Raw genomic sequence first — 26251 nt, 5'->3', positions numbered from 1 at the left:
CGAGCAGCAGCGGGGACCGGTTGTCAGTGGCACCGTCTTTACTGTGCAGGGGACTTGGACCCGTGGAGAGCGCTGTGGTCATGGCGTCGAGCCTGACTCCGTTCCGGTACGGGTAACGAGAGCCCGCCGATGCTGGTACCGACAGCACCTGGCATCGGTGGGCGACGGGATCGACGATGGGGGACGTGACGACTGTGGCTACACCCAATGGACGCCGGAGGCCGGAGCTGGCCGCGTTCCTGCGCGGCAGGAGGGCGCGGGTCACCCCGGCCGACGTCGGCATGCCGCCGGGGATCCGCCGGCGCACCCCGGGCCTGCGCCGCGAGGAGGTCGCCCAGCTCTCCGGCGTCGGCGTCACCTGGTACACCTGGCTGGAGCAGGGCCGCCCGATCAACGCCTCGCCGCAGGTGCTGGACGCGGTGGCGCGCACGCTGCGCCTCGACCAGCCCGAGCGCGAGCACCTGTACCACCTGGCGGACGTGCCGTGCGAGCCGGACCGCGAGGCCCCGGTGCTGGACGTGGGCCCGGAGATCCAGGGCATCATCGACGCCCTGGACCCGCATCCGGCCGTGGTCTACAACGGCCGCTACGACATCCTGGCGACCAATCCCGCCTACCGGGACCTGTTCGACATCCCGGAGATACGGGCCACGGGCGTGCGCAATGTGCTGTGGACGCTGTTCACGGTGTCCGAGACGAACTGTCCGGTGCTCTTCCGCGACAAGGAGCTGCCGGTGATGGTGGCGACCCTGCGCTCGGAGTACGGCCGCCATGTGGGCGAGCCCGCCTGGGAGTCGTTCATCACCCGGCTCTCCCGGGCGAGCTCCGACTTCGCCGAGCTGTGGCAGAACGGCGACGTGGTGCCGCCTGGCCCCCGGGTGAAGACCTTCCGCCACCCCGCCGTCGGCGAGATGCGGATGACCTCGGTGTCCTTGTCGATCAACGGGATGCCCGAGTCCCGGATCGTCACCTACACGTCGAACGACGAAGAGAGCCGCGCGCGTCTGGCGAAGCTGCGCGCGCTGCGGGAGAAGATCTGGGGGTGAGGTGCCCGCCGGACACGGGGCCGACCGGGCGCCTCACCCCCGGCCCGGGGCCGAAGGGGCGCCGGACGCGGTCGGCGAAGGGGCGGGGGCGGGGGCGGGCCGAGGATGGAACAACGAAAGATCCCGCCCGGTCGACCGACCGGACGGGATCTCGTCACTGTGGAGCTAAGGAGAATTGAACTCCTGACCTCCTGCATGCCATGCAGGCGCTCTACCAACTGAGCTATAGCCCCGCTGTTCGCTTTGTTTCCCGCGCTCCCGCGCTGCGAACAAGAAGAACTTTAGCCTGTGACCTGCCAGAAAGTGAAATCCGGTGGTCGCACCGCCCGGGCGGTGGGGCGACGGCCCCGGCCGGGGCCTCAGTCGTCGTCGCCGAGGACCGGCTCGGGCAGCGTCCCCGCGTTGTGCTCCAGCAGGCGCCAGCCGCGCGCGCCCTCGCCGAGGACGGACCAGCAGCAGTTGGAGAGGCCGCCCAGGCCCTCCCAGTGGTGCGCCTCCAGGCCCAGCAGACGGCCGATGGTCGTCCGGATGGTCCCGCCGTGGCTGACGACCACCAGGGTGCCGTTCTCGGGCAGCTTGTCGGCGTGCCGCAGCACCACCGGGGCGGCCCGGTCGGCCACCTCGGTCTCCAGCTCCCCGCCGCCCCGGCGCACCGGCTCGCCGCGCTTCCACGCCGCGTACTGCTCGCCGTGGCGCTCGACGATCTCCTCGTGGGTCAGGCCCTGCCACGCGCCCGCGTACGTCTCGCGCAGGGCGTCGTCGTGCTCCACCGGCAGCCCGGTCACCGCGGCCAGCTCCTGGGCGGTCGCGGCGGCCCGCTTGAGGTCGGAGGAGACGATCGCGTCCGGCTGCAGGGCCGCCAGCAGGCGCGCGGCACGGCGCGCCTGCCCGAGGCCCGTCTCGGTCAGCTCGATGTCCGTGGAGCCCTGGAAACGGCGCTCCAGGTTCCACGCGGTCTGACCGTGCCGCCACAGGACGACACGACGGCCCCGGCCGGGTTTGGCGCTGCTGTTCAGCTCAGCTCACCGTCCTCCGTCCCGCCGTGCAGCTGGGCGTGCTCGGCGGCCTTGCCGCGGGTCTTCACCGCGTCCTCGGGAAGGGGGAGCTCGGGGCAGTCCTTCCAGAGCCGCTCCAGAGCGTAGAAGACGCGCTCCTCGCTGTGCTGGACGTGGACGACGATGTCGACGTAGTCCAGCAGGATCCAGCGGGCGTCGCGGTCGCCCTCGCGGCGCACCGGCTTGGCGCCGAGCTCCTTGTTCAGGCGCTCCTCGACCTCCTCCGCGATCGACTTGACCTGGCGGTCGTTGGGCGCGGAGGCGAGCAGGAAGGCGTCGGTGATCGACAGCACATCGCTGACGTCGTACGCGATGATGTCGTGCGCGAGCCGGTCGGCGGCCGCCTGGGCGGCGGCGGTGATGAGCTCGATGGAACGGTCCGTGGCGGTCACAAGCTGGCTTTCGTCGGCGGTCAGATCGATTCAGATCGTCATCCAGGATCTCACGGACCGCCGACACCCCCGAAAGGATTACTTGACCTTGTAGTCCTTGCCGAGCACCACGGACACGTCCGCGTTGGCCGCGGCCTTGCCCTGCTTGACCGCACCGGCCGGCAGACCCAGCGTCTTGGCGACCTCTTCGGCCTTCGCCTTCTGCGCGATGTCACCGTAGGTGACGGTGGAGGCCGTCTGGGTGCCCGCGCCGCCCGCGTCGATGACCGAGTAGCCGCCGTTGACCAGGGTGATCCGGGCGGTGTCGGCCGCCTTGGCGCTGCCGCTGCCGTTGGCCACCCCGACCCGGACGGTCGCGCTCTTGTCGGGTGCGTTGACCGAGCCGCCGAGGATGTCCTTGACGACGCTGTCGCTCTCCTGCGCGCTGAGCGTGCCGTCCGGCCGCACCGGAAGGACCGTCGTCTTGTACGCGCCGATCTTGGCGTGCTCGGCGAGCTTGGCCAGGGAGGCGCCGAGGTCGGACTCGGGCAGCGAGGGATCGAGGATCTGCGCCAGCGTCTGCACGGTGATCGTGGCGGCCTTGGGGTCGTCGGAGATCTTGCGCAGCACGCCGTACATCACCTGGCCGAACCGCTGGAGCTGCTTGGCCTCGGTCTCGCCGGGCCCCTGGTAGGTGGCGTAGGCGACGGCCATCTGACCGGTGAGGGTCTGGTCCTCGCCCTTCTTGACCACGGGGGCCGCGCCCGCCTTGGCGCCGGGAACGTCGGCATCCGTACTGATGTCGATGTTTCCGACCAGGTCGACCAGGTTCTCCAGGAACGGCGTGTCCAGCCGCCAGGTGCCGGTGATCTTGGTGCCGAGCAGGGTGCCGAGGGCTTCGCGGGTGCCCTGCGAGCCGTCACCGGCGACGGACTTGCCGAGCGTGGTGCGGGTGCCGTCGTCATTGGCGATGGCGAGCGTGTTGGGCAGCAGCACGGTGGTGCCCTGCTTGGTGGTGACGTTGTTGACGAGCAGCGCCGTGGAGGTGCCGCCCTTCTGGGTGTTGTGCAGGTGCAGGACGATCACGTCCCGCTTCTGCGCCCCGGCCGTGACCGCGGGCCCCTTGGTGTCCGAGGACGACAGGCCGGGCAGCTTTCCGGCGTACCAGAGGTAGCCGACACCGCCGACGGCCGCGAGGGCGAGGACCACGACGAGCGCCACCACCCGGTTGCGGCCCCGGCGCCGCGCCTCCTCGCGCCGCTCGGTGCGGCTCTCGGTGAACTTCAGCCAGTCGATGACGTCTTCGGAGTCCTCGTCGGGCTCCTCGATGAACGAGAACTGCTCGGTGCGGTAGTCGCGTTCGTCCTTGCGCTGCTGCGGCAGGACCGGCGCCCGCTCCTCCGCCGCCTCGGCCGCGGCCTCCCGCACCTCGTCCGGCACCTGGGTCTGCGCCTGGGCCGGGACCTGGGGCGGCGCCTGCACGGGCGCGGCCTGCTGGGCGGGCGGCTGCTGCTGGCTCCACTGCTGCTGGGAGGAGTCGTAGCCGTAGCCCTGCGCCGCCGGCCGACCGTACGCGTCGTAGTCGTAGGAGGGCTGCTGCTGGGCGTACGGGTCGTATCCGTAACCGCCCTGCTGCTGGGGCTGCTGCGGCGGGTTCTGGGCGTACGGGTCGTGCGAAGCCTGCTGCGGTACCTGCTGGTACACCGGCTGGCCGTACTCGTCATAACCGACAAGCTGCACCTGTGGTGCATAGGGGTCGTACGGGTCCTGTCGGTCGTTCACCGGGTGCCCTTCTCTCACTCGCCGCGGTACAGCTGGCGCTTGTCGATGTAGCGCACCACACCGTCCGGAACCAGATACCAGACCGGGTCCCCCTGCGCGACCCTCGCCCGGCAGTCCGTCGACGAGATCGCCAGAGCGGGCACCTCCACCAGCGACACCCCGCCCTCGGGCAGCCCGTCGTCGGTCAGTATGTGGCCGGGCCGGGTCACCCCGATGAAGTGGGCGAGCGAGAACAGCTCGTCCACGTCGCGCCAGGTCGTGAGGATCTGCGAAAGGGCGTCGGCGCCCGTGATGAAGAAGAGGTCCGCGTCGCTGTTCTGGGCGCGCAGGTCCCGCAGCGTGTCCACGGTGTACGTCGCGCCGCCGCGGTCGATGTCGATGCGGCTGACCGAGAACTGCGGGTTCGACGCGGTCGCGATGACCGTCATCAGATACCGGTCCTCGGCCGCGGAAACGTTCTTGTGGCTCTTCTGCCACGGCTGGCCCGTCGGCACGAACACGACCTCGTCCAGATGGAACTGGGAAGCCACCTCACTGGCGGCCACCAGGTGTCCGTGGTGGATCGGGTCAAACGTTCCGCCCATCACGCCGATGCGACGCTTGACCGGACCGGTAGGCACTTCCTGCTCTCCCATGCGTGCAGAGCCTACTGGCCCGGTGGAACCGCCCCGACTCAGCGGTCGCGGTTGAAGCGCGTGGTGATCCACAGCAGGAGCAGCAGCGCGAACAGGGCGCCGCCGCCGGTCACGTAGGGGCTGAGGCTTTCGTGGTTGCCGCCGTGCTCGGCACCCTCGGCGAGGGTGACCAGGTGCGTGGCGGCGGTGCTGGTGAGGCTCATCGTCAGCAGGACCTATCCGGGAGTCGGAGCGGAGACTTCGGGCACATCGTATGCGGGCCGCCCGGGCACTCTCACGCCGACTCAGCCGTTCAGTCCTTGACGGCACTCCCGGCGTCGGGGCTCGCGTCCCGCCGCTGCTCGCCGTCCGGCTCGGCCGCCGCCGCGTCGCCGCCCTCGTTCGAGCGGTAGCCGCGCAGCAGCAGCCAGGCGAGGCCGCCCGCCCCCAGAATGGACACCAGCAGCAGGATCCGCAGCACATTGCCGGGTCCTTGCTGGTCGGAGGCGGCGGCGAGAAGAGTGACGGCGTCCGGCATGGCAGGTGTCTCCTTGGTTATCCACAGGCCCCCGCCCCACGGTAGCCCCACCGCCTAGGGTGGATGTCGTCAGGGGGACGAGCCGAGACTCTCAGACAGGGGGACACATGACCGACGACCTTCACGACAGCGTGCCGAGCAGGCAGCGCCGACGCTTCCCCGGGATCTCCTCCCGGGCCTACGAACACCCCGCCGACCGGTCGGCACTGGTCGCGCTGCGCAAGCTCAGCGGCTTCGACACGGTCTTCAAGTCCCTCAGCGGCCTGCTGCCGGAGCGCAGCCTGCGCCTGCTGTTCCTCTCCGACTCCGTGCGCGTGAGCGACGCCCAGTTCGCCCACCTCAACGCCATGCTGCGGGACGCCTGTTACATCCTGGACCTGGAGAAGGTCCCCCCGATGTACGTGACGCAGGACCCCCGCCCCAACGCGATGTGCATCGGCCTCGACGAGCCGATCATCGTCGTCACCACGGGCCTGGTGGAGCTCCTCGACGAGGAGGAGATGCGCGCGGTCGTCGGCCACGAGGTGGGCCACGCGCTCTCGGGCCACTCCGTGTACCGCACGATCCTGCTCTTCCTCACCAACCTGGCGCTGAAGGTCGCCTGGATCCCGCTGGGCAATGTGGCGGTGATGGCGATCGTGACGGCGCTGCGGGAGTGGTTCCGCAAGTCGGAGCTCTCCGCCGACCGGGCCGGACTGCTGGTCGGCCAGGACCTCCAGGCGTCGATGCGGGGCCTGATGAAGATAGCCGGTGGCAACCATCTGCACGAGATGAACGTGGACGCCTTCCTGGAGCAGGCCGAGGAGTACGAGGCGGGCGGCGACCTGCGCGACTCGGTTCTGAAGATCCTCAACGTACTGCCCCGCTCGCACCCCTTCACCACCGTGCGCGCCGCCGAGCTGAAGAAGTGGGCCGCGACCCGCGACTACCAGCGGATCATGGACGGCCACTACCCGCGCCGCGACGAGGACAAGGACACCTCGGTCAGCGACTCCTTCCGCGAATCCGCCTCCTCGTACGCGGAGACCGTGCGCACCAGCAAGGATCCGCTGATGAAGCTGGTCGGCGACATAGCCGGCGGCACCGCGGACCTGGGCGGCAAGCTCTACGGAAAGTTCACCGGCGCGGCCTCCGGCGCCCGCTCCGGCAAGCGGCCCGCCGACCAGGCGGGCGACGGAGACGGCGGCACGAGTGGGAGCGGCACGAACGGAAACGGCACGACCGGGAATGGCGCGGACGGCGGCAACGGGACCGGCGGCGGCAACGGAGCTGGCGGTGGCACTGACGGCCCGCAGGACGGGCCGAAGGAAAGTTAGGAGCGACTGGAAGGCCGGCACCGACTAGGGGGTCGGCTGGGCGCTGGTGGAGAGGGTCCCGCACAGGGCCGCGGTGGCGGGGCCGGTCGCGTACGGATCGGTGCCCGCCGGGCCGCTCGCGCTGGTCCGCTCCCCCGCCAGCAGCGGTCGCAGCTGCGCGGAGACATCGGCCGAGCACGCCTGCGGCCCGGCCTCCACATAGCTGAACTGGAGCTCCACCTGGTGCAGCCGCAGATTGTCGCGGTCGAACCGGAAGTGCAGCTCACGGCGGACGGTGAAGAGCGAGGCCGTCTGGTCGGAGCCGCTGCTCGCCGCGGGGCGCAGGGCGTACGTGAAGGTGTGGTCGGACGTCACGTCCAGGGTGTCCCGGCCGGACTCCGCGTAGTGGAAGGTGCCCTGCACGCGCACCTCGGGGTCGGCCAGTGCGACTTTGGCCGGATCGAAGCGCACCAGCCAGCCGGTCGCGGCGTGCCGGCCGTCGTCGGCCGGGTTGTCCATGCTCTGGTCGAACTGGGGAATGAGCTCCGGGTCGAGCAGCGCCCGCACCTGGTGGACGGACTTGCCGGACAGGACCTGCGGGTCGAGGGACGACTGGACCAGGTACTCCTTGGCGGTGGTCACCCCGGCGATGATCTGGCTCTCGGAGAAGTGGGCGGTCCTGCGGACGGCCGGGAGGTTGATGCCCTCGGCGCCGGTACGGAACTGGGCCGCCGGGCTGTGGTCGAAGAGGCGGGCCACGTCGATGCCGGGCACGACGCCCTGCGGGGCCAGGGGTATCACGGTCATCCGCAGGGGCTCGGCGGCGACATTGCCGCCACCGGGCTGGTAGGGGTGGCGCAGGCCCATGTAGACGGCGGTACCGAAGGCGATGAAGAGGAGCACCGCCAGCGCGACGATCTGCTTGGTGAACGGACGGAACGACCAGTTGGAGCGGCTGCGCACGGCGCGCGCGTGCTCACGCATCCGCTCCTGTGCGGAGAACTCCTGCAGGCGAGCAGCACGAACGAACGATTCGTCGAATACGACGGACCGGTACTCGTCGTCACCTCCGCCCGGGAGGCCCTCCGGTGTCCCCTCGGGTGGCTCTCCACGCCCTGCCATACCTTCAGGGTAGGTCGACGGAGGGGCCGATAAACGCGCTGGTACGCGACAACTTCTGACGAGTTCGCACGCGGTTGTGCAGAGGGGGGTCAGAGCTGGGTCAGAGCTTGGTCAGGAGGGGTGGGGCGGGGCCGGGGGCGGGGGCAGGGGGCGGGGGGGGAGCCCCCCTCCCCCCTCAAGACCTCCGAGGCGCCACCGGCACCCTCGGTACTGCCGGGACCGCGGGGCCCGAGAAGTCCGGGGAGGCGGTCGGGGCCGTGGGGGCCGCGGCGGCGGGGACGGGGAGGGCCGGGGTGTCGATGTTCGTCGTGGTGGCGGGGGTGGGGCCGGGGTCGCTGCGGCCCGAGGAGGCGCCCCGGTAGACGGCGGCGAAGGCGAGCGCGACCATGCCGATGCCCATGATCAGGGCGAGCAGCCAGGCGACGGTGCGGTGCCAGCGGGCCCGGCCCCGGTAGGGGCGCAGGGCGCCGCCGTGCGGGCCGTAGGGGCCGCTGCCGCCGTCGAGGGGGGCGCCGTAGGGGTCGAGGTCGCCGGTGGCGCGGGGGAAGTCGTCGTCGGTTCCGGCGCCCGCGCGGGCGCGGGCCGCTTCGGCTTCGGCGCGGGCCTGGGCGGCGGCCAACAGCCGTTCGACCGCGCTGGGTTCATGGATTTCGGCGGCCCGTACGAAGTCCTCGTCGAAGACCACGGAGGCGAATGCGTCGTCCGCGCCCCCGCGGTCGTCGTCGGGCTCCCAGCCGTCCGGGAACGGCTTGCCCCCCACGTCGTCCGGCACGGGTTCAGCGTAGCCCCGTGGCGGGCGCTTTGGGCAGGGAGTGTCCGAAGTCTCCCCTTCGCGGCCGGCCGGGGCGGGGCCCGGCGGGCTGTCGGCGGCTGCTCCGAACGGGTGGTTCGGGGTGGCTAGCGGATGTGTCCGTCGCCGGTGACGATGTACTTCGTGGAGGTGAGTTCGGGCAGGCCCATGGGGCCTCGGGCGTGCAGTTTCTGGGTGGAGATGCCGATTTCCGCGCCGAAGCCGAACTGGCCGCCGTCGGTGAAGCGGGTGGAGGCGTTGACGGCGACGGTGGTGGAGTCGACCAGCTGGGTGAAGCGGCGGGCGGCGGCCTGGCTGGTGGTGACGATGGCCTCGGTGTGGCCGGAGGTCCAGGTGCGGATGTGGGTGACGGCCGCGTCGAGGGAGTCGACGACGGCCGCGGCGATGTCGTAGGAGAGGTATTCGGTGGCCCAGTCCTCGGTGGTGGCCGCGAGGACGGTCGCCTTGGTGGCGTCGGCGTAGGTCTGGACGCGTGCGTCGCCGTGGACGGTGACGCCGGCGTCGGCGAGGGCGTCGAGGGCGCGGGGCAGGAAGGCGTCGGCGATGTCGCGGTGGACGAGGAGGGTCTCGGCGGCGTTGCAGACGGAGGGGCGCGACGCCTTGGAGTTGATGAGGATGTCGACGGCGGTGTCGAGGTCGGCCTGGGCGTCGACGTAGACGTGGCAGTTGCCGGTGCCGGTCTCGATGACGGGGACGGTGGACTCTTCGACGACGGTCTTGATGAGGGAGGCGCCGCCGCGCGGGATGAGGACGTCGACGAGGCCGCGGGCGCGCATCAACTCGCGTACGGAGTCGCGGGATTCGCCGGGGACGAGCTGGACGGCGTCGGCGGGCAGGCCGGTGGTGGCGACGGCGTCGCGCAGGACCTGGACGAGTGCGGTGTTGGACTCGTAGGCGGAGGAGGAGCCGCGCAGCAGGACGGCGTTGCCGGACTTGAGGCAGAGGGCGGCGGCGTCGACGGTCACGTTCGGCCGTGCTTCGTAGATGATGCCGACGACGCCGAGGGGGACTCTGACCTGGCGCAGGTCGATGCCGTTGGGGAGGGTGGAGCCGCGGACGACTTCGCCGACGGGGTCGGGGAGGGCGGCGACGTGGCGTACGTCGGCGGCGATGGCGCGGATGCGTTCGGGGGTGAGGGTGAGCCGGTCGATGACGGTCTCGCTGGTGCCGGCGCGGCGTGCTTTGTCGGTGTCGCGGGCGTTGGCGGCGACGATGTCGTCGGTGCGGGCTTCGAGGGCGTCGGCGATCGCCTGGAGCGCGTCGTCCTTGGCCGCGCGCGGCAATGGCGCGATTTCGGCGGCGGCCGCGCGGGCCCGGTGGGCGGCCTGGATGACCGGGGACTGGTTCTCGTGCGGGGTAGACGCGCTCATGTGCGCAGGGTAGTGCGCCGGGCGGGTGTGTTCCGCATGGGTTCCAGTCTCCGAGACGCGGTTCTCACGGGCCGGTCGCGGGGGCGGGTGCGGGGGTGTCCGGGGTGGTGGGTGGGGCGGGCGGGCGGCGGGGGACGGCCGGTGGGTCGGTCCCCGGTCCGCGGTGGCCTGAAAAGGGGTGGTCTCAAAAGGGGTGTACGCCGACGGGGGCGGCGGGTGGTGGGCCGTATCCCTCGGCGAGGCGCTGGTGGTAGGTCTCGCGGTCGATGACTTCGAGGCCGACGATCTCCCAGGGCGGGAGTTTGGCGGTGGAGCGGTGTTCGCCCCACAGGCGCAGGGCGACGGCGGCGGCGTCGTGCAGGTCGCGGGCCTCTTCCCAGTAGCGGATCTCGGCGTGGTCGCCCGCGTATCTGCTGGTCAGTAAGAAGGGGTGGTCGTGGGCGAGCTGTTCGAGGCCGCGCCGGACCTCTTTGAGGGGTGCTTCGGCGCCGGAGACGCTGAGGGTGATGTGCCAGAGCCTGGGGGTGTCCCCGGGCCGGGTGTGCTCGTCGGTCCCGGCTATGCCGGCCCCTGTGCCCACGCTGGTCAGGGTCGGCCCGTCTTCCCCGGCGGCCCTGCGGCCGTGGGTTCCCCCGACTCGGGGCGCCGCCCCCGGGCGCGCTCGTCTCACCGGCGGCCTCCTGTGATGCTGTGATGCGATGTCGTACCCCCCGCGGGTCAGCCCGCGAGTACCCCGCAACAAAGTTGACCAGTCCTGGCCGGGTCGCGGGGCCGTTTTCGTGAAGGTGTCGGTCCGATGGCCGGACTTTCAGCCGTTCTAGGGGTGCAGAACGACCAGATCGTCCCTGTGTACGACTTCTCGCTCGTAGGCGGGGCCGAGTTCTCTGGCCAGTTCGCGGGTGGAGCGGCCGAGGAGCTGGGGGATCTCCTTGGCGTCGAAGTTGACGAGGCCGCGGGCGATGGCGCGGCCGGTGGTGTCGCGGAGTTCGACGGGGTCTCCGGCGCTGAATTCGCCTTCGACGGCGGCGATTCCGGCGGGGAGCAGGGAGGAGTGGCGTTCGAGGACGGCGGTGACGGCTCCGTCGTCGAGGACGAGGTGGCCCCGGGGGGTGGAGGCGTGGGCGAGCCAGAGGAGGCGGTCGGCGGAGCGGCGGCCGGTGCGGTGGAAGTAGGTGCCGGTGTCGCGGCCGGCGAGGGCGTCGGCGGCGTGGCTGGCGGAGGTGAGGACGACGGGGACGCCGGCGGCGGCGGCGATGCGGGCGGCTTCGACCTTGGTGACCATGCCGCCGGTGCCGACGCCGGCTTTGCCGGCGCTGCCGATCTGGACGTGGGCGATGTCGTCGGGGCCGTGCACTTCGCGGATGCGGGTGGTGCCGGGGGTGCTGGGGTCGCCGTCGTAGAGGCCGTCGACGTCGGAGAGGAGGACGAGGAGGTCGGCGCGGACGAGGTGGGCGACGAGGGCGGCGAGCCGGTCGTTGTCGCCGAAGCGGATCTCGTCGGTGGCGACGGTGTCGTTCTCGTTGACGACGGGGAGCGCGCCCATGGCGAGGAGCTGGTCGAGGGTGCGGTAGGCGTTGCGGTAGTGGGCGCGTCGGCTGGTGTCGTCGCTGGTGAGGAGGACTTGGCCGACGCGTACGCCGTAGCGGGCGAAGGAGGCGGTGTAGCGGGCGACGAGGAGGCCCTGGCCGACGCTGGCGGCGGCCTGCTGGCGGGCGAGGTCGGTGGGGCGCCGGCGCAGGCCGAGGGGGGCGAGTCCGGCGGCGATGGCGCCGGAGGAGACGAGCACTATTTCCTTCTCGCCGCCGCTGCGGGCTTTGGCGAGGACGTCGACGAGGGCGTCGACGCGGTCGGCGTCGAGGCCGCCGGAGGCGGTGGTGAGCGAGGAGGAGCCCACCTTGACGACGATCCTGCGGGCTTGGGTCACGTACTGCCTTGCCACGGTCACACCGGGAAATCTATGCCAGGCCGCGGGCGGGGCGCGCGGCTGTTTCGGTCGCTGGACAGGCGGGGGCGGCGGGGGCGGGCCGCGGGGCCTGGGTGGGGCGGCCCCGCCCGGGTGGGGCGGGGTGCGGCCGGCGGTCGGGCCGCTGCTCCCGTTGGGGGGCGGCCCCGCCCGGGTGGGGGCGGGGCCGGGCGGGTCAGTCGCGCGGGTGGCGCAGCAGCCAGCCTTCCCAGGCGGAGGTGATCATGGCGCGGATGTCGTGGCGGGCCGTCCAGTCGAGTTCCTTGGTGATGAGCTCGGCGGAGGCGACGACGCGGGCGGGGTCGCCGGGGCGGCGGGGGGCGACTTCGGGGGCGGGTTCGGTGATGCCGGTGACGTCGCGGATGATGTCGACCATTTCGGCGACGGAGGCGCCTTCGCCGCGGCCGATGTTGAGGATGAGGGCGGCGGCGGGGTCCGCGGCGAGCCGGTGGGCGGCGGCGACGTGGGCGGAGGCGATGTCCTCGATGTGGATGTAGTCGCGGACGCAGGTGCCGTCGGGGGTGGGGTAGTCGTCGCCGAAGATGAGCGGCGCCTTGCCCTGGGTGAGGCGCTCGAAGACCATCGGGACGAGGTTGAAGATGCCGGGGTCGCCGAGTTCGGGGGTGGCGGCGCCGGCGACGTTGAAGTAGCGCAGGGAGGCGGTGGCCATGCCGTGGGCCTTGCCGACGGCGCTGACGAGCCATTCGCCGGCGAGCTTGGTCTCGCCGTAGGGGCTCATGGGCAGGCATTCGGTCTGCTCGGTGACGAGGTCGACGTCGGGCATGCCGTAGACGGCGGCGGAGGAGGAGAACAGGAAGCGGCGTACGCCGGCGTCGGCGGCGGCTTCGAGGACGGTGCGCAGTCCTTCGACGTTCTCGCGGTAGTAGTGCAGGGGGCGTTCCACGGATTCGCCGACCTGCTTCTTGGCGGCGATGTGGATGACGCCGTCGACGTCGTTCTCGCGCAGGACGCGGTCGAGGACCTGGCGGTCGAGGACGGTGCCGCGCTCCAGCCGGACGCCTTCGGGCAGCCGCGCCGGGTCTCCGGTGCTGAGGTCGTCGAGGACGACGACGTGGTCGCCGCCGTCGACGAGGGCCTTCACCACGTGGGATCCGATGTAGCCGGCGCCGCCGGTGATCATCCAAGTCATGCGGACAGTCTAGGAGCCCGTGGGGGCGGGCCCGGCCCGCTGTGACTTTTCGTACGAACGTGAAGGCCGCGTAAACGCGGGGCGCGGCGGCCCGCGCGGGGGGTGCGGAAGAGGCGTACGGGATGGTCCCGTACGCCCCTGTTCGCTCCCGGTCCGCCCGGCTGTGCGCGCCGGTGCGGTGTGTCGGTCAGACGGTGCCGGCGCGCGGCGGGACCCTGGTCACCGCGGGGGTGGTGGTGAGGCCGAGCGTGACCAGGGCGACGCCCTGGCTCGCGCCCTGGACGACGGCGGGGGCGCCGACCATGAATCCGGAGGACGCGTCGCCGTGGAGGGTGACTTGCTTGCCGCTGTCGACCATTTCGATGGAGCCGGTGCCGCCGCGGCTGGTCAGCATGACGCCGCCGGTGGCGAGGTCCTGGCCGCCGACGAGGGCGACCGGGCCGTAGCCGGTGACCTTCTGGTCGGGCAGTTCGGTCCAGCGTCCGGCCTGCCCGCCGCGCAGCTGGGCGATGTTGACCTGGTCGCTGGCGGGCTTGTGGTAGGCGAGCAGCACGGAGCCGTCCTTGGCGGCGACGGCGTCGGGGGCGTCGCCGGGCCGGGTCTTGAGGCCGCGGGCGCCGCGCACCATGGCGCCGCCCGCGTCCTTCTGGGTCCAGTGCTCGACCCAGCCGAAGGCGGAGCCGAAGACGTGGACGCGGCCGTCGCCGTCGACGGCGGCGGTCAGGCCCTCCTGGATCTGGCCGCCGCCGGGCAGCTTCTGCCACGGCGACCAGGTGCCCTGCTTGTTGCGGACGCGGGTGCTGATGCCCTTGGCGGCGTTGCGCACGAAGACGTGGACGGTGCCGTCGGGGGCGGCCACCGCGGTGGGCGGGCCGGTGAGGCGGCTGCGCCGGGCGTCGGTCTCGGGGTTGCCGAGGCTGATCCACTGCTCGGCGAACGGGCCGCCGGGGGTCTTCTGCTGGAGGAGGACTATCTCGCGGGTGTCGTCGTTGTCGGCGGAGCCGAGGCCGGTGAAGCGCAGTCCGAAGACGAGGTGGCGGCCGTCGGCGCCGGCGACGGCGCTGAGGGCGGGGGCGAGCGGGCCGCCGCCGAGGTCCTCGGCGGTGCCCCAGCCGCCGCTGAAGGGGCCGGACTCGCGCCAGCGGGCGGCGCGGGTGCCCAGGACCGCGTAGACGCTCATGCGGCCGTCCTTGTCGACGACGACCTTGGGGCCGGCGGTCGGGTAGCGGCGGTGGGTGGAGCGCACCCAGCCCTTCTTGGACTTGAGGACGCCGTTGACGCCGACGGAGTAGTCGCCGCAGCCGGAGGCGTTGCCGCAGCTCCAGCTGGGGGCGCCGCCGTAGGCGTTGAGGTACTCGGTCTTCTGGTGGACGGTGTCCGAGGGCAGGTTGTAGGGCCAGCGCTGGTTGTAGTAGCCGCGGAAGGACTCGACGAGGAAGCCGGGGGTGCGCGAGCCCTGGGCGGTGCCCTGGCCCCACTCGGCGAGGGCGCGCCAGGTGAACAGGGCGGCGGCGGTGTGGTCGGGGTGGTCGGAGTAGCCGACCTGGTCGCTGCCGCGCGGGTGGAGCTTGTCGTGGACCTGGGCGTCGGGGTCCGGGTCGAGGGTGCGCACCAGCGTGGGCCGGTACTTGCGCATCAGGAAGACGAGGGTGTCGGTGAGCTCGTCGCGGCTGTAGGTGTAGCGCTCGCGGACGGGCGACTCGGGCGTGGGCTGGGTGCGCAGGACGACGCCGGGGGTGTTCCACAGCTGGGTCATGCCGACCCAGCCGCGGCCGGTGCGCTCGTGCATGCGCAGGCTGAGGAAGATCAGCTCGGCCCGGCGGCCGTTGTACTCCAGGACGTTGAGCTCGGCCTCGCGCCCGCCGGGCAGTCGGAGGGCGGTACGGGTCCAGGGGGTGAACAGGGTCGCGCCGAGCATCCGGGCGTACGCCTGGCGCAGGCCCTGCTGGCGCGCGGAGACGTAGGCGGGGACGTCGGGGCGGGCCTTGGGCTCGCCGGGGGCCTGGTTGACGCCGAAGGAGCCGCCGCCGGTGACGTACACGGAGACGACGGGGATGTTGCGTTCGAGGGTGTTGAGCGTGTCGGGGTTCATGAAGAACAGGTCGTCGTCCGGGTGCGCGACGATGGCCATGGCCAGCGGGCTGCCGGGGGTGTCGAAGTTGCTGCGGTGGTCGGCCGGCAGCAGCGCGACGGGCTTCGGCGGTGCGCTCGTGACGGCAGCGCCCCGGGCCGAGGGGTGCTTGCTGTCGCAGCCGGCGATCGCCCCGGCCGCCACGACCCCCGCCATCGAAGCCAGCACGGCACGCCGGGAGGCCGTTCGGCGTCCCATGTTCGGCCAGCGTCCCATGTCCTTCTCCCACTCCCCGCTTCACGTTCATCCGCGATCAAGCAGACCGCCACCCGAGGAGAGGGAGGAAACTTCGTTTGGGTTCCACTCGATGAAGCAATCGTGATGCATCGATAGAATTACGAAGCAACTTGCCGATCTTACGCATTATTGGCAGCATGCAACGCTGACCATTAGCCCAGACGAGAGCTAGGTTCACCGTGAGTGACTCACTGCTGCCCTATGCGGTGGGCGCCGCCAAGCGGGCACGCCGTGCGGCAGTACGAATGCGCCGTCGCGTCGAGCAGATGCATACCGTACCGGCCATCGACGGAGTCAAGCCGCGTCCGCTGCTGCACCCCGTGCACTTCTCGGTCTCCGGCGGGCGCACCCTCAACTTCGCGGTGACCTTCCCGCGCCGCCCCGAGGCGGTCAGCGCGGCCCACCTGGAGTTCTCGCGCGGGCGCGCGGTGGTCAAGGTGGAGCTGGAGCAGGAGCCGCAGAGTGACGGATCTCTCCTTCTGACGGCGACCGCGCCGCTGCGCCATGACGATCCGTCGGAGACCGGCACCCGCGGTCCGGTGCTCTCCAGCGGCACCTGGCGCATGGAGGTCGTGGTCACCGGCAGCGACGGCCGCGAGTTCCGTACGAAGATCGCGGCGGCCCCGGCGGACACCTCCGACGGCCCGACGCTGGCCACTTCCCCCTCGCCGTCCAGCGGCGCCGTCTTCCGCCCGGTCCGCTCGGTCGACGGCCGCTCCATGCTGAGCGTGCGCGGCCCGCGCCACCAGGCGGAGCTGACCTCGTTCGAGCTGCGCTGGGACCGGATCGTGGTGCACGGCCGGCTGATCGCGCACAAGGCGCCGGTGAGCGAGTACGTGGCGGAGGCGGTGCTGCGGCGCAGCAACAAGGCGGTCGCGGTGACCCCCGAGTGGGACGGCGACCGCTTCACCTTCGACGTACCGCTGGCGCAGATGGCGGTCGGCCGCACCACCCGCACCTGGGACATGCATCTGAAGTCCGGCGGAACCCGGATCAAGATCGCCCGGAAGCTGACCGATGTGCGTCACCCCAAGCAGGTCTACCGGACACCGTTCCGTATCGTCGCTCTCGACAACGGCGCGCTGGCGCGGGTGCACGCCTATGTCACCCCGGCCGGCGTGTTCGCCGTGTCCTGTACCGGATTCGGAACCGCCCCCCGTGGCGCAGAGGAAGTTGCATGAAGATCACGTTTCTGCTCACCTGGGGCGACGAGATGGGCGGCACCGAGATGGCCGCCTACACCCAGGCGATCCATCTGGCTCCCCGCCACGACGTCGAGGTGCTGAGCGTCTTCAAGACCCGCCCGGAGCCGTTCTTCGCGGCGGCCCAGCAGGTCAAGCGGCGCTATCTGGTGGACAGGACCGGATCGTACGGACGTCCGGTGCGCCCCAGCTCCCTCGACGAGAGCACCTGCCGGACGCTGGAGTCACTGCCGAGCGAACTGATCAAGCCGTCCTGGGAGTCGACGTTCGACCGGCTCTCCGACATCGAGATGACCGCCACGCTGGGCTCCCTCGACTCCGACGTGCTGATCACCACCACCCCGGCGCTGATGGCGGCGGCGGCCGAGCTCGCCCCGGCGAGCGTGGTCACCGTGCACCAGGAGCACCGCGCCTCCCAGCTGCGCGGCGTCTCCGGTGAGCCGCTGCTGGTCTACGGCCCGCGCATCGACGCGCTGGTGTCGCTGACCGAGCGCACCAACGACTGGTTCTCCGACTCGCTGCGCGAGGCCGCGCCCGAGCTCGCCGCGATCCCCAACGCGGTGCCGGACGGCTACCGTCCGCGCGCCGACCTGGAGTCCAAGACGATCGTCCTGGCTGCCCGGATGACCCCGGAGAAGCAGCTGGACCACGCCATCCACGCCTTCCACCGGATCTCCTCGGACTTCCCCGACTGGCAGCTGCGGATCTTCGGCGACGGCCCGCAGGAGGTGCGCCTGCGCCGCCTCGTCGAGGGCCTGGGCATGCACTCGCGGATCGAACTGGTGGGCCGCTCCTCGCAGATGGAGCAGGAGTGGGCCAAGGCCAGCGTCTGTCTGCTGCCCTCGCGCAACGAGGCGTTCCCGCTGGTGCTCCTGGAGATGTTCGCGGCCGGCGTGCCCGTCATCGCGTACGACATCGTCACCGGGCCCGCCGAGATCATCCGCCACGACGTGGACGGTCTGCTGGTGCCGCCGGGCGACATCGACTCGCTGTCCGTGGCGATGTCCCGCCTGATGGCCGAGGACGACACCCGCCACGCGTTCGGCAAGGCCGCCCGCAAGGGCGTGTACGAGCGGTTCGGCGGCGAGGACATCACCGCCCGCTGGGAGCAGCTCTTCACCAAGCTGGTGGCCCGCCGCGACTCCCCCGAGCGCCTGGCCCAGCGCGCCGACCGCACCGCCCTGCGCATCGCGGCCGGCGGCACCCGAAGCTTCAGCGTCGCCGCCCCCGTCTCGGCCCTGTCGAACTCGGCGGACGAGCAGAAGGCCCGCGAGGTGCTGCTGCAGGCCCAGGACCGCACGGGTACCCTGATCCGTTCGGCGGGCCGCCTCGCCGAGCAGCGCGACGACGTCACCGGTCCGCGCATGGCCCAGCTGAACCTGGAGATCACCGCCAAGGTCCTGGAGGACGCGGGGATCCCCTACATCCTGCTGCGCCACGACGCGGGCGTCGCCCACCGGGTGGCCGTCCCCGTGGAGATGCGCCGCCGGGTGATGGAGGCGATGGCGAGCGGTCTGCACGGCAAGCCCGTCTACGCCGAGCTGGTGACGCCGCGCGGCGCCGCCCCCGGCGCGGTGCTCGCCGAGCGCCTCGGCGAGGTCGGCGAGGTCGCGGGGCTGCGCGTCTTCAAGCCGATCACCTCGGAGAGCCGCACCCTGCGCTACGGCCCGGCCTACGGGTGCAGCGTGGAGTTCTGGGCGGAGTCGGAGGAGGACGGCTGGCGCGAGACGCCCCGGCTGACCACCCTGCTCGGCCGCCGCCTGCCGAACCTGGAGGCCACCGCGAAGCTGCGGGTCGCCGACCGGGACTACCCGACGCTGGCGCAGTTCACCAAGCAGCTGATGTGGGACGTCGACTACCCCATCGACGTCGTCTACACCTGGGTCGACGACACCGACCCGGCGTGGCAGGGCCGCCGCGACGCGGTGCGCCGCAGCCGGAACATGCCGACCAACGACGCCGACAGCGGTGACGTGCGCTTCCGCAACCGCGACGAGCTGCGCTACTCGCTGCGCTCCCTGGAGATGTTCGCGCCCTGGGTGCGGACCATCTACCTGGTCACCGACGACCAGACCCCGGAGTGGCTGGACACCACGCAGTCCGGCATCAAGGTGGTCTCCCACCGCGAGATCTTCAAGGACGCGGCCTGGCTGCCGACGTTCAACTCGCACGCCATCGAGAGCCAGCTGTACCGGATCGACGGTCTGGCCGAGCACTTCCTCTACCTCAACGACGACGTGTTCATCGGCCGCCCGCTCAACCCGTCGTCGTTCTTCCTGAGCAACGGCGTCGCCAAGTTCTTCCGCTCCCCCACGGCCGTCCCGCCGACCGAGCCGTCCGACGACGACGAGGGCTACTTCGCCGCGGCGAAGAACAACCGGGCGCTCCTGGAGGAGGCGTTCGGGCGGACCGCGACGACCAGCTTCCTGCACGCGCCGCACCCGCTGCGCCGCAGTGTGCTGACCGAGATCGCCGACAAGTTCCCGGACGAGGTGGGCCGTACCGCGGCCAACCCGTTCCGCGCCAACTCGGACCTGTCGATCACCTCGTCGCTGCACCACCACTACGGCTACCTGATCGGCAGCTCGGTGCCCAGCGCGATCTCGTGCAGCTACATCAACGTGGGCAACTACGAGCACCACACGGTGCTGACCCGGCTGCTCGCCGAGCGCGCCCACGACGTGTTCTGCATCGGCGAGTCCGCCGACGCGGAGGTGTCGGTGGAGGAGCAGGACCGCGTGCTGCGGGCGTTCCTGAGCGCCTACTTCCCGGTGAAGTCCCGCTTCGAGCGCGACTGACGCGCCTGACGCGTCGGACACCGGAAAGGGGCCCGCCCCCGGCCTTCGGGCCGGGGGCGGGCCCCTTTCTTCCGGGGGTGCGGGGAACCGCGCGCGAAGCGGCCACGCGAGGGCAGATCCCCCTGCCCCGGTGGGCGTCACTTCTCGTACGGGCTCCGCACCGGGAAGTACGCGTCCAGGAACGGCGTGATCAGATCCTTCTGCTCGTGCACGTCCTGCTCGGTGGAGACCGTGTCGTTGACGCAGAACACCGTCTTGTCCCGGTTGGCGAGCAGGCGCCCGAGCCGCGTCTCGGTCCAGGGATGCGTCAAGTCGAGGTAGGTGTACGGGAGTTCGGAGGGCACCGCGCGCTGCGTGTGGTACGCGTAGTAGTGGTGCAGCGACGACGAGATGGAGATGTCGTCCTCCGAGCGGAACCGGCTCGCCTCGGTGTAGCGGTACTCCGGCTCGAACTCCGTCTCGATCTCGGTGAGCAGGCTGCGCCGCAGCGGGTGCGGCATGTGCTTCATCTTCTGCACGACCACCGCCCCGTACCGCTCCTCGATCAGCCGCCGGTTGTTCTTGCCCGCGGCGGCCACCGGCGGGTCCTCGGGGGTGCGCGCGCCCAGCGGTACGAGGGCGGGCGACGGGAAGAACTTGGTGAGGCCGCTGGAGAGGAAGAAGTCCTGCGGGGTGACCTCGTTGCCGAGCATCACGTCGTCGTTGAAGTACAGGAAGTGCTCGGCAAGGCCCTCGATGTGGTGGAGCTGGCTCTCGATGGCGTGCGAGTTGAAGGTGGGCAGCAGACCCGGGTCGCGGAAGATCTCCTTGTGGCTGACGACCTTGATGCCGGGCTGCGTGGTGTCCAGCCACTCCGGGGTCTGGTCGTCGGTGACGAGGTAGATGTTGCGCACCCACGGCGCGTACATGTGCAGCGAGCGCAGCGAGTAGCGCAGCTCGTCGCGGCTCAGATAGCGCGCGGCGTTGGCGGCCTCGGCGTGGTAGGTCTCGCCCGCGAACCGGGCGCGGCGGCGCAGCCAGGCCGGGTCCGCGCCGTTCACCCAGGTGTAGACGACGTCGATCGGGAAGGTGATCTCGTCGGTGGGGTGGATGGCGAACTCGGCGCGGGTGGGCACCTGGGCGGCGTCGGGGGCCTCGCGCGGGGCGAGGTGGGTGAAGTACGCCTCGGAGATCCGGGTGGTGGGGCCCTGGAGGGCGAGGTCCTCGGTGAGCTTGCCGACCCGCGGCGGCACCAGCCGGCCCTCCTCCTCGTGCCAGAACTCGATGTCGCAGCCGTAGCGGTTGCCGAGGACGAGGCGGTGGGTGTCGTCCGTGCGGTACCAGGTGACGCGGACGGTCCCGGCGGTCTTGAACCGGCGCCAGGTGGCGTCCTCGTAGCCGGGCAGGGAGGTCTCGGGGACCGGGTTGTTGCCCTTGACGTGGGTGACGTAGCCGGGCTGGTCGCCGCAGAGCGCTTCGAGGACCTTCAGCACGGCCGTGCGGTCGTCCTCGCGGACGGCGACGGCGGCGGCGGTCTCCGAGCGGCCCCGGACGCAGAAGTGGTCGAGACCGGCCGCGTGCAGGGCCCGCAGCACGGCGTCGAGGTTGGCGCGGCGGGCCGTCAGCGGGGTGACTCCGGGCTGGACCAGGGCGACCTTGGGGTCCTTGCCGACGTGCACGACCGCGCGGTCGGCGCCGGAGGCGAGGGTCTGGTAGCGCTTGGTGACGCGGGCGGCGCGCATCTTCTCGGCGACGGCGGCGCCGCCGGCGATGCGCATCTTGACGCGGCGGCGCATGTCGGCGTCGACCTGCGCCACGATCGCCTTGCGGACGCTCTCGGGCACGGCCCGCCGGTAGACCCCCAGCAGTCTCGGTGCCTCGGGATTACGCACGGGGGGCTACTCCTTGACGTTCGGTGGACATCGTACGTTTGCTGAACGTGTCCAGTATGCCGCTGCGGCCCGCGGCCCCCGATGCCGGGTTTTCCCGGGTGCGGAATCGGCTGCGGGCCGGTGGGGGCCGAGCGCGCGGTTCCCCGCGCCCCTGGGCATTCAGGGGCGCGGGGAACCGCGCGACGAGCCGCGGACGGCCCGCGGACGAAGGCTCAGCCCGTCAGAACGGCTTGAACTCGTCGAACTCCTGCTGGGCCTCGTCCCGCTCCGCCTCGCGGTCGCGGCGGCGCTGGGCGGCCGGGCGCGGGGCTTCGAGACGGTGGTCCTCGCCGCGGCGGCCGAGCATCTCCGCGCCCGCCATCATCGTGGGCTCCCAGTCGAAGACGACCGCGTTCTCCTCGGGGCCGATGGCGACGGCGTCGCCCGCGCGGGCGCCCGCCTTCATCAGCTGGTCCTCGACGCCGAGGCGGTTGAGGCGGTCGGCGAGGTAGCCGACGGCCTCGTCGTTGTTGAAGTCGGTCTGGCGGATCCAGCGCTCCGGCTTCTCGCCGCGCACCCGGTAGACCTCGCCGGCCTCGTCGTAGGTGACGGTGAAGCCCGCGTCGTCGACCGCCTTGGGGCGGATCACGATCCGGGTGGCCTCCTCGACGGGCTTGGCGGCGCGCGCCTCGGCGACGATCCCGGCGAGCGCGAAGGAGAGCTCCTTCAGCCCGGTGCGGGCGACGGCGGAGACCTCGAAGACGCGGTAGCCGCGCTCCTCCAGGTCGCCGCGGATCATGTCGGCGAGGTCCTGGCCGTCCGGGATGTCGATCTTGTTGAGGACGACGACGCGGGGCCGGTCCTCCAGGCCGCCGTACTGCTTCAGCTCGTCCTCGATGACGTCGAGGTCGGAGACCGGGTCGCGCTCGGACTCCAGCGTCGCGGTGTCCAGCACGTGCACCAGCACCGAGCAGCGCTCGACGTGGCGCAGGAACTCCAGGCCCAGGCCCTTGCCCTGGCTGGCGCCGGGGATGAGGCCGGGGACGTCGGCGATGGTGTAGACGGTGGAGCCCGCGGTGACCACGCCGAGGTTGGGGACCAGGGTGGTGAACGGGTAGTCCGCGATCTTCGGCTTGGCGGCGGAGAGCACCGAGATCAGCGAGGACTTGCCGGCGCTGGGGTAGCCCACCAGGGCCACGTCGGCGACGGTCTTCAGCTCCATGACCACGTCACGGGCCTCGCCGGGCTCGCCGAGCAGCGCGAAGCCGGGGGCCTTGCGGCGGGCGGAGGCCAGCGCCGCGTTGCCGAGGCCGCCGCGACCGCCCTGGCCGGCGACGAAGGTGGTGCCCTGGCCGACGAGGTCGGCGAGCACGTTGCCGTCCTTGTCGAGGACGACGGTGCCGTCCGGGACGGGCAGGACCAGGTCCTGGCCGTCCTTGCCGGAGCGGTTGTCACCGGCGCCGGGCGCACCGTTGGTGGCCTTGCGGTGCGGGCTGTGGTGGTAGTCGAGGAGCGTGGTCACCGACTGGTCGACGACCAGGATGACGTCGCCGCCCCGGCCGCCGTTGCCGCCGTCGGGGCCGCCGAGCGGCTTGAACTTCTCCCGGTGCACGGAGGCGCAGCCGTGGCCTCCGTTACCCGCGGCGACGTGCAGCTCGACGCGGTCCACGAAGGTGGTCATGGGCTTGCCTCCTGGGGATCCCCCCGACCGGAGGCCGGGGGATTACGGAATGTCTGGGTAATGCCGTGTTTCATTAGAAACACGCGAAAGGCGGACCCGCTTCCCGTACGGGGTCCGTACGGGAAGTGAGGTCCGCCTCACGTAAGAACCGGTCAGGCGACCGGAACGATGTTCACGACCTTGCGGCCACGGTGGGTGCCGAACTGCACCGCGCCGGCCTGCAGGGCGAACAGCGTGTCGTCGCCACCGCGGCCGACACCGGCGCCCGGGTGGAAGTGGGTGCCACGCTGGCGGACCAGGATCTCACCGGCGTTGACGGTCTGACCGCCGAAGCGCTTCACACCGAGCCGCTGAGCGTTGGAGTCGCGACCGTTCCGGGTGGACGATGCGCCCTTCTTGTGTGCCATGTCTCCTCAGTCCCTTACTTCGCAGCCGCGGGGATGCCGGTGACCTTGATCGCCGTGTACTGCTGGCGGTGGCCCTGGCGACGGCGGTAACCGGTCTTGTTCTTGTACCGAAGGATGTCGATCTTGGCACCCTTGTGGTGGTCCACGACCTCGGCCGTGACCTTGATGCCGGCCAGCACCCACGGGTCGCTGGTGACAGCGTCGCCGTCGACAACGAGCAGGGTCGAGAGCTCGACCGTGTCGCCAACCTTGGCAGTGGAAATCTTGTCAACCTCAACGATGTCGCCGACAGCAACCTTGTGCTGGCGACCACCGCTGCGCACGATGGCGTACACGCGGATCTCTCTCTCGCTCGGAACGGAACCCCTGAAGCCAGCCGCGTCACACGGGCGAACCCGTGATGATCCGGAATGGACGAGCGGCCTCTCCCCACGACCTCGACGGTCGCCGGGAGGGAGGTGCTCAGAGGCGGGCGCGCATGGAAACACGCCGAGGGTCAAGGTTACGGTCCGACCTCCCGGTGGTCAAACCGGGGCCCGCCGCTCCGGGCCCGTGAGCCGGTTACCAGAGGTCACTGCTTCAATAATCACTCGTGCACCTGCGTTCGCTGCTCTCCATGCCCCGCATGCTGCGCCACGGCTCGTCCGTCGGCGCGGACCTGCCGCCCGACGAGGCCGTCACCCTGGACGCCCCGGACGGCCCGCTGCGCGACGCGCTCGCCGCCCTGCACGCCGGTGACCGGGGTCCCGCCGCGGCCCTGCTCGCCGGGACCCGGGAGCGCGCCGAGTGGGAGCGGCGCAGCACCTGCGTGGGCCGCCTCGCCACGGCCGCCCTGCACAGCCCCGGCTGGCTCGACGACTGGCTGGCGCAGGCGCCCGAGGACCCCGACGCGGTACTGGTCAAGGCCGAGCTCTGCGTCCACCGGGCGTGGGAGGTGCGCAGCGCGGCGCGCGCCAAGGACGTGGCGCCCGAGCAGTTCCAGGCGTTCTTCGCGCTGCTGGGGGACGCCGTCCCGGTGGCGTCGGCGGCGGCCCGGCTCAACCCGACCGATCCGGTGCCGTGGCAGATCGCCCTCACCCACGCCCGGGGCAGCCAGGCGTCCCGCGAGGTGTTCGACGCGTACTGGGCGGAGGCCACCGCCCGCTCCCCGCACCACTACGGCTGCCACGCCGCGGCCCTGCAGTACCTCTCCGAGAAGTGGTACGGCTCGCACGCCGAGATGTTCGCCTTCGCCGAGCGGGCCGCCGGGAGCGCCCTGCCCGGCTCCAAACTGCACGCGCTGCCGCTGCTGGCGGCCGTGGAGTACGTGGTGGCCTCCGACGACCCGGCCCGCCAGAGCCCCGTCAAGCGCTCCCGCATCGACGCCGCCGTGGAGCGCGGCCTGGAGCTGTCCACCTGGTACGAGCCGGGCGACCCGGACGCCGCGGACTTCCGCAACCACCTGGTGCTGATGCTGATCCTGCACGAGCGGTGGGCCGAGGCGCTGGACGTGTTCCGGGCGATCGGGGTGGGCGCGCGGACGCTGCCCTGGGCGTACCTGGGCGAACCGCGCGAGGAGTTCCTCGAACTGCGGTCGGGAGTACGGATGCAACTCGCCTCGCACACACCGTTCTTCTCCGCACCCGCCCGGTCCGGGTCCGGCGGGTCCGGGTCCGCCCGGTCCGAGTCCGGGTCGGGCGGGTCCGGGTCCGGCTCCGGCTCCGGCGGGTCCGGGCCAGGCTCCGGCGGGTCCGGGTCGGGCCGCTCCGGGTCCGACTCCGCACGGTCCGGGTCCGGGTCGGGCCGGACCGGGTCCAGGTCCGGCCGCTTCAGGGCAGGGTCCGGCCGCTTCGGGTCCGGATCCGCCCGGTCCCGGTCCGGGTCCGGCCGCTCCGGAGGGGCCGTCGGGTCCCCCGCCAACTCCGGACCCGCCGGGGCTCCGGGGTTCGCCCCGGGGCCCGGTGCCGCCTCCGGCGCGGCGGGGGTCCCCGCGGCGCGCACCGCAGTGCCGCACTCGCTCGCGATAGCCGCCGCGCCCCCGCACGAGGTGGCCGAGGCGGCCCTGATGTGCGGCGTCTCCCTGCGGATCGCGCCCGCGCGCACCGGCATGAGTTACGTGGAGCTCGTCCCCGACCCCGCGCCCGGGCGGCGGGCGGCGCTGGCCGGGGACGACCGGCTGACCGCCGCCGCCGACAGCTTCACCACCGGCGAGAAGTGGCCCGCGCTGGTGCTGCGCCGCACCGAGTCGCGGTACGGGCTCACGCTGCTCCAGAAGGGCAAGGAGACCGCCGCCCACCAGTGGGACCCGCAGGGGCCGGTCACCGACCACGTGCAGGCGTCGGCGACCGCGCAGGCGCTGGCGGCGGCGTTCTCGGTGGGCGACGCCCGGCCGCTGGTGGTGCTGCTGCGGGGCGGGGACTCGCCCGCCCGCCGCCAGTCCGACCTGGTGGCCGCGCTCGGGCTGCCGCCGCTGCCGCCCGGCTTCGGCGAGGAGGACGAGGTGCTGCGGACCGCCCCCGGCGCCCAACTGCTGGCCCGCCGGGGCGTGTTGCGCGGCATCCGCGACTCGCTCGCCACGGACCTGGGGACCCCGGCGCTGCCGGTCCCGCGGAGCCGTCGCTGGTGGCGGCTGCGGGTGGTGGCGCTGCTCGTGCTGGTGCCGCTGTCGGTGTACGCGTGGACGACGCCGGACTGGTACCGCGCGACGATCCCGACGCTGACGGCCCTGTTCCTGTCCGCCCAGCTGCGGACGGCGTGGCGCACGAGGCGCTGACGCGCGCACGGAATTCTCCTGCGGGCTGCGGTGGGGCGCCCGCGCCCCTATGAGGCCCGGCCTTCACCTGCGGGCC

General features: G+C 71.9%; 21 protein-coding genes, 1 tRNA gene and 1 pseudogene. 5 read left to right on the top strand and 18 right to left on the bottom strand.

Going from position 1 to position 26251, the window contains the following annotated elements; translation table 11 throughout:
* The first annotated feature begins 176 nt into the window (after positions 1-176).
* Positions 177-1046 (top strand): helix-turn-helix transcriptional regulator, encoded by an 870-nt coding sequence (locus AB5J87_RS23550; protein ID WP_369379044.1) that lies wholly within the window; start codon positions 177-179, stop codon positions 1044-1046.
* Between the two features lie 160 nt (positions 1047-1206).
* On the opposite strand, the gene AB5J87_RS23545 is transcribed toward AB5J87_RS23550, so the two are convergent.
* From AB5J87_RS23545 to AB5J87_RS23515, 7 genes are all read right to left on the bottom strand, one after another.
* Positions 1207-1279, bottom strand: a tRNA-Ala gene (locus AB5J87_RS23545).
* A 126-nt stretch (positions 1280-1405) separates the two neighbouring features.
* Complete coding sequence (locus AB5J87_RS23540) at positions 1406-2062, bottom strand: histidine phosphatase family protein (protein WP_369383647.1); 657 nt, start codon at positions 2060-2062, stop codon at positions 1406-1408.
* On the bottom strand, positions 2059-2493 hold the full coding sequence (gene rsfS, locus AB5J87_RS23535) for a ribosome silencing factor (protein WP_067158886.1): 435 nt from the start codon (positions 2491-2493) through the stop codon (positions 2059-2061). The genes AB5J87_RS23540 and rsfS overlap by 4 nt, the downstream gene beginning before the upstream one ends.
* A gap of 78 nt (positions 2494-2571) precedes the next feature.
* Positions 2572-4254: an LCP family protein gene (locus AB5J87_RS23530; protein ID WP_369379043.1), complete on the bottom strand. Its 1683-nt coding sequence runs from the start codon at positions 4252-4254 to the stop codon at positions 2572-2574.
* 14 nt (positions 4255-4268) lie between these two features.
* Positions 4269-4889, bottom strand: coding sequence for a nicotinate-nucleotide adenylyltransferase (gene nadD / locus AB5J87_RS23525; protein ID WP_369379042.1), 621 nt, complete (start codon positions 4887-4889; stop codon positions 4269-4271).
* 38 nt (positions 4890-4927) lie between these two features.
* Complete coding sequence (locus AB5J87_RS23520) at positions 4928-5092, bottom strand: hypothetical protein (protein ID WP_190092478.1); 165 nt, start codon at positions 5090-5092, stop codon at positions 4928-4930.
* 89 nt (positions 5093-5181) lie between these two features.
* Positions 5182-5406 carry a hypothetical protein gene (locus tag AB5J87_RS23515; protein WP_369383778.1) on the bottom strand — a complete coding sequence of 75 codons (225 nt, stop codon included), beginning with the start codon at positions 5404-5406 and terminating at the stop codon, positions 5182-5184.
* 107 nt (positions 5407-5513) lie between these two features.
* On the opposite strand from AB5J87_RS23515, the gene AB5J87_RS23510 reads away from it, so the two are divergent.
* Positions 5514-6722: a M48 family metallopeptidase gene (locus tag AB5J87_RS23510; RefSeq protein WP_369379041.1), complete on the top strand. Its 1209-nt coding sequence runs from the start codon at positions 5514-5516 to the stop codon at positions 6720-6722.
* 24 nt (positions 6723-6746) lie between these two features.
* On the opposite strand, the gene AB5J87_RS23505 is transcribed toward AB5J87_RS23510, so the two are convergent.
* From AB5J87_RS23505 to AB5J87_RS23475, 7 genes and pseudogenes are all read right to left on the bottom strand, one after another.
* Positions 6747-7823: a hypothetical protein gene (locus tag AB5J87_RS23505; protein WP_369379039.1), complete on the bottom strand. Its 1077-nt coding sequence runs from the start codon at positions 7821-7823 to the stop codon at positions 6747-6749.
* Between the two features lie 175 nt (positions 7824-7998).
* Positions 7999-8595: a hypothetical protein gene (locus AB5J87_RS23500; protein ID WP_369379038.1), complete on the bottom strand. Its 597-nt coding sequence runs from the start codon at positions 8593-8595 to the stop codon at positions 7999-8001.
* Between the two features lie 125 nt (positions 8596-8720).
* Positions 8721-10025, bottom strand: a pseudogene (locus AB5J87_RS23495) (glutamate-5-semialdehyde dehydrogenase); the annotation flags it as partial.
* 163 nt (positions 10026-10188) lie between these two features.
* Entirely contained in the window at positions 10189-10674 is a 486-nt protein-coding gene (locus tag AB5J87_RS23490) for a hypothetical protein (RefSeq protein ID WP_369379036.1), read from the bottom strand.
* A 147-nt stretch (positions 10675-10821) separates the two neighbouring features.
* Positions 10822-11949, bottom strand: a complete 1128-nt coding sequence (gene proB, locus AB5J87_RS23485) for a glutamate 5-kinase (protein WP_369379034.1) — start codon at positions 11947-11949, stop codon at positions 10822-10824.
* Between the two features lie 193 nt (positions 11950-12142).
* Positions 12143-13117 carry a UDP-glucose 4-epimerase GalE gene (gene galE, locus AB5J87_RS23480; RefSeq protein ID WP_369379032.1) on the bottom strand — a complete coding sequence of 325 codons (975 nt, stop codon included), beginning with the start codon at positions 13115-13117 and terminating at the stop codon, positions 12143-12145.
* Positions 13118-13304: 187 nt separating this feature from the next.
* Positions 13305-15446, bottom strand: a complete 2142-nt coding sequence (locus AB5J87_RS23475; protein ID WP_369379030.1) for a PIG-L family deacetylase — start codon at positions 15444-15446, stop codon at positions 13305-13307.
* A gap of 305 nt (positions 15447-15751) precedes the next feature.
* Between AB5J87_RS23475 and AB5J87_RS23470 the strand changes: the two genes are divergently transcribed.
* Complete coding sequence (locus tag AB5J87_RS23470; RefSeq protein WP_369379028.1) at positions 15752-16666, top strand: hypothetical protein; 915 nt, start codon at positions 15752-15754, stop codon at positions 16664-16666.
* Positions 16663-19485 (top strand): stealth conserved region 3 domain-containing protein, encoded by a 2823-nt coding sequence (locus AB5J87_RS23465; RefSeq protein ID WP_369379026.1) that lies wholly within the window; start codon positions 16663-16665, stop codon positions 19483-19485. The genes AB5J87_RS23470 and AB5J87_RS23465 overlap by 4 nt, the downstream gene beginning before the upstream one ends.
* Positions 19486-19622: 137 nt before the next feature.
* Here AB5J87_RS23465 and AB5J87_RS23460 read toward each other — a convergent pair whose 3' ends face one another.
* The 4 genes from AB5J87_RS23460 to rplU all read right to left on the bottom strand — a co-directional run bounded on the left by AB5J87_RS23460 (position 19623) and on the right by rplU (position 23758).
* Complete coding sequence (locus AB5J87_RS23460; RefSeq protein ID WP_369379025.1) at positions 19623-21356, bottom strand: stealth family protein; 1734 nt, start codon at positions 21354-21356, stop codon at positions 19623-19625.
* Between the two features lie 220 nt (positions 21357-21576).
* Entirely contained in the window at positions 21577-23016 is a 1440-nt protein-coding gene (gene obgE / locus AB5J87_RS23455) for a GTPase ObgE (protein WP_369379024.1), read from the bottom strand.
* 152 nt (positions 23017-23168) lie between these two features.
* Positions 23169-23423 carry a 50S ribosomal protein L27 gene (gene rpmA / locus AB5J87_RS23450; protein WP_049715810.1) on the bottom strand — a complete coding sequence of 85 codons (255 nt, stop codon included), beginning with the start codon at positions 23421-23423 and terminating at the stop codon, positions 23169-23171.
* Positions 23424-23437: 14 nt separating this feature from the next.
* Positions 23438-23758, bottom strand: a complete 321-nt coding sequence (gene rplU, locus AB5J87_RS23445; protein WP_015033583.1) for a 50S ribosomal protein L21 — start codon at positions 23756-23758, stop codon at positions 23438-23440.
* A gap of 257 nt (positions 23759-24015) precedes the next feature.
* Here rplU and AB5J87_RS23440 point away from each other — a divergent pair, with 257 nt between their 5' ends.
* Positions 24016-26175: a hypothetical protein gene (locus AB5J87_RS23440; protein ID WP_369379021.1), complete on the top strand. Its 2160-nt coding sequence runs from the start codon at positions 24016-24018 to the stop codon at positions 26173-26175.
* Positions 26176-26251: the final 76 nt, after the last annotated feature.

The organism is Streptomyces sp. cg36 (assembly GCF_041080675.1).
Lineage (GTDB): Bacteria > Actinomycetota > Actinomycetes > Streptomycetales > Streptomycetaceae > Streptomyces.
Note: the sequence above shows the minus strand (reverse complement) of the source record. Positions and strands in the feature narration are given on the sequence as shown.

What these genes read in the sequence shown, in the direction of transcription:
- AB5J87_RS23465 (WP_369379026.1), top strand. Translation starts at nt 16,663, where the DNA reads ATGAAGATCACGTTTCTGCTCACCTGGGGCGACGAGATGGGCGGCACC.
- nadD (WP_369379042.1), bottom strand. Translation starts at nt 4,889, where the DNA reads ATGGGAGAGCAGGAAGTGCCTACCGGTCCGGTCAAGCGTCGCATCGGC.
- AB5J87_RS23510 (WP_369379041.1), top strand. Translation starts at nt 5,514, where the DNA reads ATGACCGACGACCTTCACGACAGCGTGCCGAGCAGGCAGCGCCGACGC.
- AB5J87_RS23475 (WP_369379030.1), bottom strand. Translation starts at nt 15,446, where the DNA reads ATGGGACGCCGAACGGCCTCCCGGCGTGCCGTGCTGGCTTCGATGGCG.
- AB5J87_RS23520 (WP_190092478.1), bottom strand. Translation starts at nt 5,092, where the DNA reads ATGAGCCTCACCAGCACCGCCGCCACGCACCTGGTCACCCTCGCCGAG.
- rpmA (WP_049715810.1), bottom strand. Translation starts at nt 23,423, where the DNA reads ATGGCACACAAGAAGGGCGCATCGTCCACCCGGAACGGTCGCGACTCC.
- AB5J87_RS23470 (WP_369379028.1), top strand. Translation starts at nt 15,752, where the DNA reads ATGCATACCGTACCGGCCATCGACGGAGTCAAGCCGCGTCCGCTGCTG.
- obgE (WP_369379024.1), bottom strand. Translation starts at nt 23,016, where the DNA reads ATGACCACCTTCGTGGACCGCGTCGAGCTGCACGTCGCCGCGGGTAAC.
- AB5J87_RS23505 (WP_369379039.1), bottom strand. Translation starts at nt 7,823, where the DNA reads ATGGCAGGGCGTGGAGAGCCACCCGAGGGGACACCGGAGGGCCTCCCG.
- galE (WP_369379032.1), bottom strand. Translation starts at nt 13,117, where the DNA reads ATGACTTGGATGATCACCGGCGGCGCCGGCTACATCGGATCCCACGTG.
- AB5J87_RS23515 (WP_369383778.1), bottom strand. Translation starts at nt 5,406, where the DNA reads ATGCCGGACGCCGTCACTCTTCTCGCCGCCGCCTCCGACCAGCAAGGA.
- AB5J87_RS23550 (WP_369379044.1), top strand. Translation starts at nt 177, where the DNA reads ATGGGGGACGTGACGACTGTGGCTACACCCAATGGACGCCGGAGGCCG.